Below are 14010 nucleotides of genomic sequence, written 5' to 3' on the forward strand. Positions count from 1 at the left end.
GAATCGCATGATCAAACTCATCGTCGGCCTCGGCAATCCGGGCGCCGAATATGCGGCGACGCGACACAACGCCGGCTTCTGGCTGGTCGACCAACTCGCGCGCATCGGCAACGTGACGCTGCGCAACGAGACGCGCTTTCACGGCTATGCAGCCCGCGCCAACCTTTGGGGCCACGAGGTGTGGCTGCTGCAGCCGCAAACCTTCATGAACCGCTCCGGCCTGGCCACCGTGGCATTGGCCCGTTTCTACAAGGTCATGCCCGATGAAATCCTGGTCGTGCATGACGAACTGGATTTGCCGCCCGGCGCTGTCAAACTCAAGCTCGGGGGCGGTTCCGGCGGGCATAACGGCCTGAAGGACATTGCCGCACACCTGACCACGCAACAGTTCTGGCGGCTGCGGCTGGGCATCGGCCACCCGCGCAACCTGTTGCCTCCGGGCACGTCACCATCCGGCCAGCATGACGTTGCCAACTTCGTGCTCAAAGCGCCTCGCAAGGAAGAGCAGGACCTAATCGACCGCGCCATCGATCAGAGCCTGGATGCGCTGCCCGAGCTGATTGCCGGCAACGCCGAGAAAGCCATGATGTGCCTGCACACCGCACGCTGATCCGCCGACACCGAGGACACTGAGGACACCGCCATGACACCGTTTGCCAAACTGACCTCACGCGCCGCCGTGCTGGCGGGTCTGGCGCTCGGCCTGGCGGCTAGCCTGCCGGCGCAAGCGCAGGTGTATCGCTGCAGCGAGAACGGCCAGACGACCTATTCCGACCATCCCTGCGGTACGCGCGCGCAGCCCGTGCCGATGATCGACAACACGCCCAGCGCCGCCGACCAAAAGGCTGCCCGCGAACGCGCCAGCGCCGAAGCCGCCGAAGTGCAGCAGATGGAGACCGCGCGCCGCAAAGCGCAGGCTGCGGAAGACGCTCGCCAAGCCCAGATAGCCGCGCAGGCGGCAGAACAGGCACGCCGCGAGCAACGACAGAAAGTGGTGGTTGCGCAGGAAGGCGTTCGCTACTGCCATCGCGTCTACGTGGGCCCGTTGCCGTATCCGGCGCCTTACCCGCAACCGTATCCGACGCCGATGCCGGTCATTCGCCAACCTCCCGCACCGCCCGCTGGCGCGCTGCGCCAACCTGGCAATGGCCCGAAGCCGTTCGCACAAGCGCCGGTGGCGCCCACACCCATCGTGCCGCGCCCGCCGCGTCCGCATTACCCGCACTACCGCATCGTCTGCGAGCCGGGCTATGCGTACGAAGGGCCGGAAGATCTGCTGCCAATCCAGTAAACGGCCTGCCAACGAAACGGTAGGCACCAATGCAAAGAGACGACCAAAGCCGTCTCTTTTTTTTCCTCACGCCGCCCGCGGTGGTGCTGAGGTGAGCTGGGTGTACTTCTGCATCAACTGCTCGTGCGTTTCCTCATGGGCCGGGTCTTTGGGGATGCAATCCACCGGACAGACCTGCTGGCACTGAGGCTCGTCAAAGTGGCCGACGCATTCGGTACATTTGCCCGGGTCGATCACGTAGATCTCCGGGCCCATCGAAATCGCGCCGTTGGGGCACTCAGGCTCGCATACGTCGCAATTGATGCACTCATCGGTGATTATGAGCGCCATGATGCCTTCCTTGAAATGGCCGGCGAGCCCGCGCTCGCCAAAGCGTCATTTTATTCCGATTTCCCCGACCCTTCCGTCTTGCCGGTCTTTTCCTTGAGCCACTTTTCGACCGAGGGGAACACGAACTTGCTTACATCACCGCCAAGCACGGCGATTTCGCGCACGAACGTGCCCGAGATGAACTGGTATTGATCCGACGGCGTGAGGAACATGGTTTCCACGTCCGGCAGCAGGTAGCGGTTCATGCCGGCCATCTGGAATTCGTACTCGAAGTCCGACACGGCACGCAGGCCCCGCACGATGACGCGCGCGCCGTTCTTGCGCACGAAATCCTTCAAAAGGCCAGAAAAGCCTTCGACCCGCACGTTCGGGTAATGGCCGAGCACTTCACGGGCGATCTCGATGCGCTCTTCCAGCGCAAAGAATGGCCGCTTGTTCGGACTCTGCGCCACCCCGACGATCAGCTCGTCGAAGATGTTGGACGCACGCCGCACGAGGTCTTCGTGGCCGCGCGTGAACGGATCGAAAGTGCCGGGATAAACCGCGATCACCATGGTTCCTCCACCAAGGGGAAAAGAGCATCCGCAAGCGTCGGCGTGGGACATGGCCGCGCCGGTACTGCGTTCGGACACCGTTGCGTTATCGAGCGCGGCAGATCCCGAGCCTGCCGCCTGTGCCACCGATACCCACCGAGGGCACCCGCGTTGCAGGTGCCGCCCGATGCTCATGCATCGGTTGCGAGCGGCGTAGTTTAACCGTTTTTGCGGAGCAGCAAATGCGCATGCACCGCACCGGCGCGCAGGTGTTTGTGAAGCACCAGATCGGCAGGCAGCGCGATGCCGGCGGCTGGCTGATCGCCATGTGAATCAGTACTCACATCCACTAACGGCTGCGACGCTTCAACGTAGATCACGCCTCCTGGCTTGACCACCCGGGTTGCGGCTTCCAGTGCGCGCACCGTCCAGTCCTGTGCAAACGGCGGATCGATGAAAACCGCATCGAGCGCAGCATCGGGCTGGCGAGCGAGCCAGGCAAAGGCATCCCCGGAGACGATGTCGACCATGCGTGCGCCGAGCTTGTCGCGAATCGCATGCAACGCGCGCACGGCCGGGGCATGGTTTTCGATGAGCGTCACGTGCGCGGCGCCGCGCGAAGCCGCCTCAAAACCGAGCGCGCCGGTGCCGGCAAAGATGTCGGCGCAGCGCCAGCCCGTCAGATCCTGACCGAGCCAGTTGAAGACGGTTTCGCGGACGCGGTCGCTGGTCGGGCGCAGGCCGTCGGCGTCGACCACCGGGAGCGGCGTGCGCTTGTATTGCCCGCCGATGATGCGAACCTGCTGCGGCGCGCGCGCATGCGACGTGGCGGTCTTGGCCTTGGGGCCTTTGGAGCTGGAGGTACGAGGTGCCATGGGCGCGATTTTAGGGGCTGTTGCTCCATAAAACGAGCGCAAACAAAAACCGGCGGGAAATGCCGCCGGTTTTTTTGGATTCAGCCGCCGTGCGTCAGTTCGCGGCGGTTTTATCCGGACCGCCCACCACGATCGTCGCCATGGTCTGCGGTTGCAGTGCGCGCTGGAATGCCGTGCGCACCTGGTCACGCGTGACAGCCGCGATGCGCTGCGTCCACGTGTCCAGGTAATCGAGCGGAAGGTTGTACCAGCCGATGTTGGCCACGTTGTCCAGCAGCTTGCGGTTGCTGTCCAGGCGCAGCGGGAAACCGTTGACGAGGTTGTCCTTGGCGGCCTTCAGTTCCGCGTCGGTCGGGCCATCGGTGACGAACTTGGCAACCGTGTCACGCACCACGCCCAGCGCTTCCTCGGTCTGGTCCTTGCGCGTCTGCAGCGCCAGCTCGAACGGACCGGGCTGCGCAGCGGGCGCGAAGTAGCTGCCGATGCTGTACGTCAGGCCGCGCTTCTCCCGCACTTCATTGGTCAGACGCGCGCTGAAGCCGCCCCCGCCCAGCACGTAATTGCCGACCAGCAGCGGGAAGTAATCCTTGTCGCCGCGCGCAATGCCCGGTTGCCCGAGGATGATCGTCGCCTGCTGCGCCGGGTGCGGTATGCGGATCGTCTCCGCTTTCGCCAGCGGCATCTTCACGTCGGGCAGCGCCGGCGGCGTGGCACCGTCAGCGGGCAGGCCACGCGTGATCTGCTCGGCGATGGCCTCGGCTTCCTTGCGACTGATCGCACCGATGAGCGTTACCACTGCGCGCTTGGCCGTGTAGTTGGCTTGGTAGTAGCGCACGATATCGTCACGCGTGATGCTCTCCACCGTTTCCGGCGAAGCGGTCTGCCCATACGGATGCGTGCCGTAGATGGCCTTGCCGAATGCGCGCTCGGCCAGCACCGAGGGCTTGGTCAGCGACTCGCGAATGGCTGCCACGAGGCGCTGCTTGTCGCGCGCGAGCACGGCATCGGGAAAAGTCGGCGCCGAGACGATCTGCGTCATCAGCGCGATGGCCGGGCCGCGCTCAACGGGGTCGGACAGTGTGCGCAGGCGCAGGCTCGTGCGGTCGCCACCGGCGCCGCCGCCAAAGCTTGCGCCCACATCGGCAAACGCATCGGCAATCGCGGCTTCATCGCGCGCGGGCGCGTTGCCCTGCGCCGCGACGCCCTTGTCGAGCATGCCCGCTGTGAGCGAGGCGAGGCCCACCTTCGCAGCCGGCTCGTAGCGCGAGCCGGCATCCACGTCGAGGTTGATGTCGAGCATCGGAATCGACGGGCTCGGCACGAAAAACACGCGGGCGCCCGTCGGTGCCGTCCAGTGTTCGATGGGCAGCGCGGCCAGAGCACTCTGCGCCGCCGCTGCAACAATGGCGACCAGCGCCGTCTTCAGGGTCAGAGACATGGCGCGCATCAACGCAGCCCTCCTTCATCGCGCATGCCAGGAACAGGCTTGCGCGCCGGTTTGTTGGGATCGATCGGTTGCGGCAGCAGCGTGGCGACGACAAGGTTGTCTTCGCTGAAGTACGTCTGCGCCACGTGCTGGATCTGCGCCGACGTCACGGCCTTGATCTTCTCCAACTGGCGATCGATGGACCGCCACGACAGACCGCTCATCTCGTTCATGCCGATCTCCATGCCCTGACCGAACACCGAGTCGCGCTTGTAGATCTGCGCGGCCACAACCTGTGCCTTCACGCGCTTCAGTTCGGCATCGGTCACGCCTTCCTTGGCGATGCGCTCGATCTGCGCGCGCAGCGCCTGTTCAATCTCGGCGGTGGTATGGCCGTCGGCGGGCGTGCCGTCCATCAGGAAGATCGAGGGGCCGCGGTTCAGGCCGTCGTAGCCGGCGTTGACATCGTCGGCGATACGCTTTTCACCCTTGACGAGCTGGCTCGAGAGGCGCGCGCTGTCATAGCCATCGAGCACGGCCGACAGGACTTCCAGCGCGTACGGATCGACGTCTTTTTCCACATCGCTCAGGCGCGGCACCTTGTATGCCAGCACAACGTACGGGTTCTCGGCAGGCGCCTTCACCCAGATGCGTTTCACGCCAATCTGCTTGGGCTCTTCCTGTGCATAGCGGCGCGGCAACGCATGCGGCTTGAGCTTGCCGTAGGTGCGTTGCGCCAGGCGGAAAACTTCATCGGGGTTCACGTCGCCCGCGACGATCACGGTGACGTTGTTGGGCGTGTACCAGGCGTGGTACCAGTTCTGCGCGTCCTGCACCGTCATCGTGTCGAGATCGCCCGGCCAGCCGATGGTCGGGTTCCGGTATGGCGCAGCGTTGAACAGCGTGGCGAGCATCTGCTCATACACGGTGGAACGGGCGGAGTCGTCGATGCGCATGCGGCGCTCTTCCTTCACCACATTCATCTCCGGCTTGAACTCCTTGTCGGTCAGCTGGAGATTGGCCATGCGATCGGCTTCAAGTCCCATCACATCGGCCAGGTGCGACTTCTCGATCTGCTGGAAGTACATCGTGAAATCGCGCGTGGTCATGGCGTTTTCACGGCCGCCCAGCGCTGCCACGCGGCGGGAGAACTCGCCAGGGCCAACAGCCTTCGTGCCCTTGAACATCATGTGTTCAAGCATGTGGGCGACACCCGTGGTGCCGTTGTGCTCGTCGATGCTGCCGGCGTGATACCAGACCATGTGCGCCACGGTGGGGGCACGGTGGTCTTCCTTGACGATCAGTTGCAGCCCGTTGGGCAGCTTGTATTCGTGCGTGTCGGACTGGCTGGCGCCCACTTTGGCGCCGCTGGCGGTAGCCACCGGGCGCCCGGGCGCAGCAGCAAGTTCCTGCGCGCCAACATGGCCGGCCAGCAGGCCTGCCGCCAGGGCCGCCGCAGCCAATTGCCAGACTCGCGACCGAGCCCGGTTTGAAACGATTCGCATGGAAGAGCGCATAAGGGCTGTCTGATAAAATTCGACGTTTGATTCTAACGGCGAAATAGACTGCCTTTTACGATGTTTAGTTTCTGGAAGAAGCGCAAGGCAGAGCCCCAACCGGCCGCCGAACCCACGCCCGCAGCGGCACCCGAAGCCGCGCAGGCGCCTGCCCCGGCTGCCATCCCTGCGCCCGTACCTGCCCCGGTTGCTGCGCCCCAGCCCATCGCTGCACCCGCTCCCGCACCTGTCGCGGCGCCGGCCCACGTTGCCGTGCCGGACGCACCTGCTGCGCAACCTGCGCTCGACGTGCAAGCCGACGACGTCGAAACCGTGCCCACGCCAGCCGTCATCGAACAGGCCCGCAAGGGCTGGATGTCACGCCTGCGCTCCGGACTGTCGAAGACGAGCAAAGGCCTGACCACGCTCTTCGTCGGCGTGAAGGTCGACGAAGCGCTGTTCGAAGAGTTGGAAACCGCGCTGCTGATGGCCGACGCCGGTGTCGACGCCACCGAATACCTGCTGGGCGAACTGCGCCGCCGCGTCAAGGCACAGCGCATCGAAACCGCCGAGGGCGTGAAGACCGCCCTGCGCGATCTGCTGGTCGAACTGCTGCACCCGCTGGAAAAAACCATGGTGCTCGGCCGCGAGCAACCGATGGTGATCATGATCGCGGGCGTGAACGGCGCCGGTAAAACGACCAGCATCGGTAAGCTCTGCAAGCACTTCCAGACCTACGGTCAATCGGTGCTGCTGGCCGCGGGCGACACCTTCCGCGCCGCCGCGCGCGAGCAGCTCGTGATCTGGGGTCAGCGCAACAACGTCACGGTCGTGGCGCAGGAATCCGGCGACCCGGCCGCCGTGATCTTCGATGCAGTGAACGCTGCGCGCGCACGCGGCATCGACATCGTCATGGCCGACACCGCCGGCCGCCTGCCGACGCAGCTGCACCTGATGGAAGAACTCAAGAAAGTGCGCCGCGTCACCGCCAAGGCGATGGCCACGGCGCCGCACGAAACGCTGCTGGTGATCGACGGCAACACGGGGCAGAACGCTCTCGCGCAAGTCAAAGCCTTTGACGAAGCGCTGGGCCTCACTGGCCTGATCGTCACCAAGCTGGACGGTACCGCCAAGGGCGGCATCCTGGCCGCCATCGCACGGCAGCGGCCGGTGCCGGTGTACTTCATCGGCGTGGGCGAGCAGGTGGAGGATCTGCAGCCGTTTTCCGCGCGCGAATTTGCGGATGCGTTGTTGGGATAACGTCCTGCGAAACCTTGTTGCACAGAAACGCCCTGAATTGTTCAGGGCGTTTCCATTTGCGGTCGAACTTATCGGCGCTCAGCACCCACCAGCACATGGCATGTGTTAAGGCTCAACCTAGCCTCCGATCAGCATGCCCCCTACGCTGATTTCAAACCCCCGCCGAATTGGAATTGTCTGATTGAGATTCTGCGCATGGCGCTGCTCCAATGGAGCACTTCAGCGAAGTGCTCCATTGGAGATGGCAGATGCAAAACACACAATCCGGCAAGGTCTACGTCGTGGCGTTCAACGGCGCGAAGACAGCCAACGGCGGCGAGACCATTCAGGGCTCCAGCAGCGTCCGAGATAGCGGACACACGCTCCTGCTCGTGGGCGATGAGGCTGTCTACCCAGACGGCAGCGTGGCTGCCATTACCGCGGGTGCGGGCATGGCGATGGTGGACGACGACCGTCCCGTTGCGATTATTGGCAGCCCACTGAGCAACGGCGACACCATTGTTTCGTCGCCAATCACGGCCCTAACTTTCGATGAACCGGCGGACGCGCCCATCATCGGCCTGCTTGACCCGGCGTACCGTCCGGAGCCGGCGACCGGCAGCGTGATCTGAGGGGGCCGATCATGGAAGACATGCGCCCCGGCCTCAGGCATGGTGACTTAACAACGACGGGTGGCGTCATCATAGCCACCGGCAGGATGCGGTTCCACGGCAAAGAGGTGGCTGCGGAAGGGGATCTGGCAACTTGCCCAGCCTGCAAATCCATAGGCCACATAGTTAATGACGCCTGCCCAGCGTTCGGGCTTCCGGGCGGTCGCCAGCTCGCCATTCAAGGTGCGTGGATCTTCTGCAAATGCGCCAATCCCCCTCGCGCGATCGCTTCGACGGATAAGTTTCGGGTTGCGGTGAATCGGATGACTGCATCCGATGCCAAGTCCCAATCAAGCACGCACACCCCGATCTTCGATGAGCAATTCCTGCTGAAGGATCGCCAGGGCAATCCGCTATCAAATACGTACTACACGGCCAAGCTACCCAACGGGAAAATCAAACACGGGACCACTGATCAGTCTGGCCGCACAGAACGCATTAAAACCAATGATTCACTAAAAGTTTCCATTTACATTGGAAATCGGGAGAGCGTTTAATGCCGGATGCAATTTGCATTACCACAACCAACAACACCTCAGACTCCTGCGTTTCCGTTACCGTAACAAGATTATCGAAGCCATGGAAAGTATCAGATGAAGGACTGTCCTTCACCGCCACGTGGGAGTCAGGGGTGCTAAACGGGGTTAACTTTCAAGGGCATGTTGTTACGGACGGATTCATATTAAAGGCATATTACGATAATGTTGGAATCTTGACCGTTGGATGCGGACATAGAGTTCTTCAATCCGACAACATAACCGCCGGCCAAATCATTTCCCTAGAGCGAGCCAGACAATTTAAGAGGAAAGATATTTCAATTGCAGAACGCCGAATCAATAACGACGTACATGTTCCGCTTCTACAATATGAATATGACGCCCTGGTTAGCATTATTTACAATACCGGGGCCGGGCAAGGAGCAAACTCGTTGATTCAAAAAGTCAATACAGGTGACTACCCTGCAACGGCGAAGTTCCTGCCAGGCTATCGCGCTGGGACCAATAGAGGTGTGCAGGCAAGGCGCGCTTCGGAGGCACGACTTTTCACAACCGGCGTTTATGATGCATCTCACTAAAATAATCGCGCCAATCTTGGTAACCGTATCGGGCTTCGCCTTTTCCGCTTCGGATAACAAATCCGATTGCCTGAAACATCTTGGAGGCGGATATGGGGATGCGCAATGCTACCAAGAATCAAGAATCAATCTCACCAAAGAGAACGAGATAATTTATAAGAGTGTTTCGAAATCAATTCCCCATGGAAATTCTCATGCTCGACTATTGGACGAATACATGACTTCGCAATCGCACGCTGAAAAATTTTGCGAACTACAACGAGACGCTGGCGAAAAATGGGAAAAGAGTTCCGATGGATCTATGTATCCCGCAATTTATGAGGGATGCCTATATGAACTCAGGAAGGCACAAAATTCATTTCTTAAGAATCTTTTAGAAATGTCGCAATGGTAAAGAAGAGGCAGAATAAAAACATAGATAAAAGCAAAATACGCTTCTCAGCGGGATGTTTCCTTCTTCTCAATTCGAGATTCAGGAGTTATTGGCTTCTCGAGACGAAAGATCCGGTCAAGCACGGTGAAAAACGGCTTTAAGCCAAGGAGAGTCCATGAGGATTTCTGCCCCAATGCTTCTACTGAATGCCCTGGTAGCCACCGCATGCTCAAGAGAACATGCAGCTGCAGTGTGGACAACGAAGCAAAGTACCTCTGTCTATGCCTCAGAAGAGGACACCGAAGACCGGGTCTTGTTCACCTTGGTGCCCGGCGACGCATGCACCCCACTGCGCAGCGTGGTCATGAAGGTCTATCTCCACACCGAGATTCAGTGCAAGAAGGGGCATGGCTGGATCATCGACAGGCAGAATTTTGATATCCAGCCAGCCCGTATCAGAGCTGGGGCTGAGCAGCACTCCACGTCGTCGACAACGGACTGATGCGCCGGCTTCTACTTGCCGCGCTCTTTTTCATGGGCGCATCTTCAGCAGCAGTGCCGACGATCACTCAGCATCTCGGTTCCTTCTCTAACCAGCGCACTGTCGGGAGTACCGACGACCCACATACTGAGGGGTATAGCCTTGATCTTTACCGTGAGGGGAAACGGATCTTCGGAAAGCTGTGCGTGTCGACCGGGATCGAAACGCCGTGCGGCATCATCGATAACGCTCAGATCATCCCCTCGACAAGCGCCATCAGATTTCGGGCAAAGTTGTCGACCGGCACTGAGTTCAGCCGAAGCTCAGGTCCGCAAGGGCGCCCATCACGAGATCTTTTCGAGTTTGCCGGCACGATCGGCGCCAGCGCTGTAAAAGGTCGCCTCGTACATCGAAGCGGTTATGACGCGGAGAGCGCCATTCAATCTCAACGCATCGTGCTACGCCGAATCCATACGAGCACGTCGCCGGTCGGGTACGCCGAATGGTCCAAAGATCCCACCAACGTACCCGCTGATTGGTGACTTTCAACTTTTCGACAGATGGGCGGCGCCGCAGAAGGAAACGACGACGCCCCTCCAAACATTGGCTATGGCTCTGCGCCCCCAATCCCTTGCTCTATTTGCAAGCAATCGCAGCCCTGTCTTTTGCAATGCCGCCCGGCACAACATACGCCAACTGCCCGCACGTGCTCACCGGCAAGTCGAGCTATGAAGCTGAAACCTCACTCTCTGTTCCATCGCGTTCGACAGAAAATGTGTTTCGTAGAGCATTGAATGAACAAGCTGGCTTGGACTTTGACGAGGCAAAACTATTTTTTGACTGCTTGAAGGACGCGACCAAGCGCGATGACAAGAATGCCCTCAGTCGGCTCGTCCAATACCCCTTGCGCATCCATGCTCTAGACCGAGCAAGCAGCATCGCGACGCCGGCAGCATTTAGAAAGGAGTACCCGTCGATCTTCAACCAACGCGTGAAGGACGCAATCGAAGCACAACGATTTGAGGATGTATTCGTGAGCTACCGGGGCATCATGATCGGAAACGGCCAGGTTTGGATCAGCGGTATCACGGAACGAGGCTCAAGTAAGCCGACGATCAAAATCATCTCGATCAACACGCAGTGAGTCGTCTGATATTCACCTCACGTTCCAGCCCAGTTCAGCGCCACAGCGGCGAAGGCGTACCGATGAAAGTTTCCGTGATGTTGGCTACAGCAGCGATTGCCGTAATGACGAATGCTAGCGCTGCCAAGATTTTCGAAGACTACGACAGCTTCTACGTCTCGCGACCTCACAGACTTTTCGGTGCGCCAATCGAATTCGATCACAACTCCACCTATGCTGTGCAGGGACAACCCGGTAGCTATGTGAAGCTTCGGGCGTTTCTGGAAGGCACGCCTTTGCGCGTTGAGATTGCACAAGATCGCATCACCATCAATGGCGCCGTCCATCGCTTTGGCCGAGCGAAGACCTTCTCGGGAGAGTACCCCTCAGACATCTATCCCCCAGGCGCAAGCGTGTTTCTGGTTCCAAGGACCACTGTCCATCCAGCCGCGCTTTGCGTGTAAGGGGCAAGCTCAGGCTCAGGCGAGGCCAACCGACATACACAGATCTATCTGCTGCTCGACCCATTGCCGCTGCGTGGCAAAGCGACGTTCCTGCACCTGCCGAGCTTGCTCTCGTCGTGCAGGGCAGTCACGGTGACCGGCTATGGCAAGGTCGCCTTCCCGAAGAACACGTATCTGCTCGACGCACAGCAAGAAAACCGAGCAGGCTTGCTGCTGTCGTATTACACCTTTGAGGGCCAGCGTTTTGTGGCAATCCAGAAAGAGGTTCGAGTGCGATTTGTGCAGCCGGAAATCCCGTTTCAATTCGAGATTCAGGAGTGATCGCTTGCCGAGCTGAAGTCTGGATGGATCGGTCGAGCAATCCGCAATACGAGTCCAGGCTCACGAGTAAGGTCCAACATCAAAGTGCGCTGGCTCCTGCGAAAAAAAGGCGCCGCCACCGCGACGCCCCACATCTCAATCACGCCGCATCCGGCTGCACCCCAGGCGCAGCCCTCTGAAACGCCTCCTGTGCCATGCAGTGCTCAAAGATGCGTGCCAGCGTCGGGTAATCCTCCACCGCCACATCAAACCGCTTGCCGTTGAACACCTGCGGCACGAGGCACACGTCGGCCAGCGTCGGCGTGTCGCCGACACAGTAGGCGCCGGTCAGCGGCGACTGTGACAGCCGCGTTTCCAACGCCGCAAACCCCAGCTTCACCCAGTGGCGATACCAGTCGTTGCGCGCCTCTTCTTCCACGTTGAACGTGTTCTTCAGATACTTAAGCACGCGCGGATTGTTCAGCGGATGGATCTCGCAGGCGATGGCCAGAGCGATCGCGCGGATGTGCGCTCGGTTGCTCGGCGAGCCCGGCAGCAGCGTGGGCTCGGGGTGCGTCTCTTCCAGGTATTCGACGATCGCCAAAGACTGGTTCAGCACGTCGGTGCCGTCGCACAGCACGGGCACCAGCGCATCGGGGTTCAGCTTGACGAAGTCGGGCGCCATCTGCTCGCCCTTGAGCAGGTGCACCGGCGCGTAGTCGTACGGCAGGCCCTTGACCTCCAGTGCGATGCGCACGCGGAACGACGCCGAACTGCGGAAATAGTTGTACAGCTTGATCGACATGGCTTCTGACTCTTCTGTCGGGTCTATCAAATGACCTTCACGTGCAGCTCGCCCACGCCGTCGATCTTGCCGACCATCAGGTCGCCGACGGCCACCGGGCCGACGCCTTCGGGCGTGCCGGTGTAGATCAGGTCTCCGGGGCGCAGCTCGAACAGGCGCGACAGATACGCAATGGTTTCCGGCACCGACCAGATCAGGTCCGACAGATCACCGCGCTGATGCTCGCGGCCGTTGACCGACAGCGTGACGGCGCCCTTGTCCGGGTGTGCCACATCCTTGGCCGGCACGATCGGGCCAATGGGTGCGGAGCCGTCGAAGGCCTTGCCGGTTTCCCAGGGGCGGCCGCCCTTCTTTGCTGCGTTCTGCAGGTCGCGGCGCGTCATGTCCAGGCCGATGGCGTAACCGTAGATGTGGTTGGCCGCGGTTTCCACGGAGATGTCGCGGCCGCCCGTGCCGATGGCGACCACCAGTTCGATCTCGTAGTGGCAATCCTTGGTTTCGGTCGGGTAGACGAACTGGCCGATCTCACCGTCGGCAACGTAGCGCACGGCGTCGGCCGGCTTGCAGAAAAAGAACGGCGGTTCACGGTCGGGGTCGGAGCCCATCTCGCGGGCGTGGGCGGCGTAGTTGCGGCCGACGCAGTACACACGGCGCACCGGAAACTGGCCATGCCCGCCACGGACGGGAATGCCATTGACGGCGGGCGGGGTGACGACGAACTCGGTCATGCGGGTCTCCTGAGGCTAAGCTGGATTGGAACAGGTGGGGACACTGCGGCCACCGCCCCCCGGCGACCGACGAGTTTGCGAGAATACACCCGCACCGGCCCGGCGCGGTTCTTGCATGAGTGGCGTGCACTCTGCCCCACTTTGCACCATGCAAACGAAACCACCCGCCCCATCCGCCCCGCCCGCCGCCCCACACCCGGCTGCGCCGATGCGCGTGCTGCTGGTGCGCGATCCGCTCGATGCTGAACAGATCAACCTCGAGCTGATCCGCGCCGGACTGGCCGAGGCGGGCTTTGTGGATGTGGGCCTGGCGGATGCCGACCTGACGCTGCCAGAGCGCATTGCCGAGACACAGCCCGACATGGTCATCGTCGCGTCTGAATCGGCCGCGCGGGACACCATCGAGCACGTCTGCGTGGCCACACAGCATGCGCCGCGCCCGATCGTGCTGTTTACCGACAACGACGACGCCACACGCATCAAGACGGCGTTTGCCGCCGGCATTACGGCCTACATCGTCGACGGCATCAAGCCCACGCGCGTCAAGGCCGTGCTGGATGTTGCCTACGCTCGCTTCGAGCACGAGAGTGCGCTGCGCGCCGAGCTGGACACCGCCAAGACGCAGCTGGCCGAACGCAAGGTGCTCGAACGCGCCAAGGGCCTGCTGATGAAGCAGATGAGCCTGTCGGAGGACGACGCCTTCAAACGCCTGCGCAAGATGGCGATGGACCGCAACATCAAGCTGGTGGAAGCGGCCCAACGCGTGATCGATGTGATGGCCAGTTGATCGGCCGGGCCGC

The 14010-nt window shown here is 61.3% G+C and carries 19 protein-coding genes; 12 read left to right on the top strand and 7 right to left on the bottom strand.

Annotated features, from left to right (window positions below; all coding sequences use genetic code 11):
- Window positions 1-7 precede the first annotated feature (7 nt).
- Both pth and NG898_RS07920 read left to right on the top strand, forming a co-directional pair.
- Window positions 8-610: an aminoacyl-tRNA hydrolase gene (pth, locus tag NG898_RS07915; protein ID WP_252691830.1), complete on the top strand. Its 603-nt coding sequence runs from the start codon at window positions 8-10 to the stop codon at window positions 608-610.
- Between the two features lie 33 nt (window positions 611-643).
- Entirely contained in the window at window positions 644-1291 is a 648-nt protein-coding gene (locus NG898_RS07920) for a DUF4124 domain-containing protein (protein ID WP_252691831.1), read from the top strand.
- Between the two features lie 66 nt (window positions 1292-1357).
- Here NG898_RS07920 and NG898_RS07925 read toward each other — a convergent pair whose 3' ends face one another.
- The 5 genes from NG898_RS07925 to NG898_RS07945 all read right to left on the bottom strand — a co-directional run bounded on the left by NG898_RS07925 (window position 1358) and on the right by NG898_RS07945 (window position 5972).
- Window positions 1358-1621, bottom strand: coding sequence for a YfhL family 4Fe-4S dicluster ferredoxin (locus tag NG898_RS07925; RefSeq protein ID WP_004633424.1), 264 nt, complete (start codon window positions 1619-1621; stop codon window positions 1358-1360).
- A gap of 50 nt (window positions 1622-1671) precedes the next feature.
- Window positions 1672-2175, bottom strand: coding sequence for a pantetheine-phosphate adenylyltransferase (gene coaD, locus NG898_RS07930; protein WP_004633426.1), 504 nt, complete (start codon window positions 2173-2175; stop codon window positions 1672-1674).
- A 197-nt stretch (window positions 2176-2372) separates the two neighbouring features.
- Window positions 2373-3029, bottom strand: coding sequence for a 16S rRNA (guanine(966)-N(2))-methyltransferase RsmD (rsmD, locus tag NG898_RS07935; RefSeq protein ID WP_252691832.1), 657 nt, complete (start codon window positions 3027-3029; stop codon window positions 2373-2375).
- A 94-nt stretch (window positions 3030-3123) separates the two neighbouring features.
- Entirely contained in the window at window positions 3124-4476 is a 1353-nt protein-coding gene (locus NG898_RS07940) for a M16 family metallopeptidase (protein WP_252691833.1), read from the bottom strand.
- Entirely contained in the window at window positions 4476-5972 is a 1497-nt protein-coding gene (locus NG898_RS07945) for a M16 family metallopeptidase (RefSeq protein WP_252691834.1), read from the bottom strand. Before NG898_RS07945 ends, NG898_RS07940 begins: the two co-directional genes overlap by 1 nt.
- 60 nt (window positions 5973-6032) lie before the next feature.
- On the opposite strand from NG898_RS07945, the gene ftsY reads away from it, so the two are divergent.
- From ftsY to NG898_RS07990, 9 genes are all read left to right on the top strand, one after another.
- The gene (gene ftsY, locus NG898_RS07950) at window positions 6033-7211 is read left to right on the top strand and encodes a signal recognition particle-docking protein FtsY (protein WP_252691835.1); all 1179 of its coding nucleotides are present in this window, start codon (window positions 6033-6035) and stop codon (window positions 7209-7211) included.
- A 248-nt stretch (window positions 7212-7459) separates the two neighbouring features.
- Complete coding sequence (locus tag NG898_RS07955) at window positions 7460-7822, top strand: PAAR domain-containing protein (protein ID WP_252691836.1); 363 nt, start codon at window positions 7460-7462, stop codon at window positions 7820-7822.
- An 11-nt stretch (window positions 7823-7833) separates the two neighbouring features.
- Window positions 7834-8358, top strand: a complete 525-nt coding sequence (locus NG898_RS07960) for a PAAR domain-containing protein (protein ID WP_252691837.1) — start codon at window positions 7834-7836, stop codon at window positions 8356-8358.
- Window positions 8358-8936: a lysozyme gene (locus NG898_RS07965; RefSeq protein ID WP_252691838.1), complete on the top strand. Its 579-nt coding sequence runs from the start codon at window positions 8358-8360 to the stop codon at window positions 8934-8936. Before NG898_RS07960 ends, NG898_RS07965 begins: the two co-directional genes overlap by 1 nt.
- 548 nt (window positions 8937-9484) lie before the next feature.
- Window positions 9485-9811 carry a hypothetical protein gene (locus NG898_RS07970; protein ID WP_252691839.1) on the top strand — a complete coding sequence of 109 codons (327 nt, stop codon included), beginning with the start codon at window positions 9485-9487 and terminating at the stop codon, window positions 9809-9811.
- Entirely contained in the window at window positions 9811-10332 is a 522-nt protein-coding gene (locus tag NG898_RS07975) for a hypothetical protein (protein ID WP_252691840.1), read from the top strand. Before NG898_RS07970 ends, NG898_RS07975 begins: the two co-directional genes overlap by 1 nt.
- An 89-nt stretch (window positions 10333-10421) precedes the next feature.
- Window positions 10422-10934 (top strand): hypothetical protein, encoded by a 513-nt coding sequence (locus tag NG898_RS07980; RefSeq protein WP_252691841.1) that lies wholly within the window; start codon window positions 10422-10424, stop codon window positions 10932-10934.
- Between the two features lie 62 nt (window positions 10935-10996).
- Window positions 10997-11377: a hypothetical protein gene (locus NG898_RS07985; protein WP_252691842.1), complete on the top strand. Its 381-nt coding sequence runs from the start codon at window positions 10997-10999 to the stop codon at window positions 11375-11377.
- Between the two features lie 63 nt (window positions 11378-11440).
- A complete protein-coding gene (locus tag NG898_RS07990; protein ID WP_252691843.1) occupies window positions 11441-11698 on the top strand; it encodes a hypothetical protein in 258 nt (85 codons plus the stop codon).
- Window positions 11699-11837: 139 nt separating this feature from the next.
- Here NG898_RS07990 and maiA read toward each other — a convergent pair whose 3' ends face one another.
- On the bottom strand, window positions 11838-12482 hold the full coding sequence (maiA, locus tag NG898_RS07995; protein ID WP_252691844.1) for a maleylacetoacetate isomerase: 645 nt from the start codon (window positions 12480-12482) through the stop codon (window positions 11838-11840).
- Between the two features lie 26 nt (window positions 12483-12508).
- Window positions 12509-13210, bottom strand: coding sequence for a fumarylacetoacetate hydrolase family protein (locus tag NG898_RS08000; RefSeq protein WP_252691845.1), 702 nt, complete (start codon window positions 13208-13210; stop codon window positions 12509-12511).
- A 148-nt stretch (window positions 13211-13358) separates the two neighbouring features.
- Here NG898_RS08000 and NG898_RS08005 point away from each other — a divergent pair, with 148 nt between their 5' ends.
- On the top strand, window positions 13359-13997 hold the full coding sequence (locus NG898_RS08005; RefSeq protein ID WP_092973443.1) for an ANTAR domain-containing response regulator: 639 nt from the start codon (window positions 13359-13361) through the stop codon (window positions 13995-13997).
- Window positions 13998-14010: the final 13 nt, after the last annotated feature.

The sequence above is a fragment of the Ralstonia mojiangensis genome (assembly GCF_023955645.1).
GTDB classification, from domain to species: domain Bacteria; phylum Pseudomonadota; class Gammaproteobacteria; order Burkholderiales; family Burkholderiaceae; genus Ralstonia; species Ralstonia mojiangensis.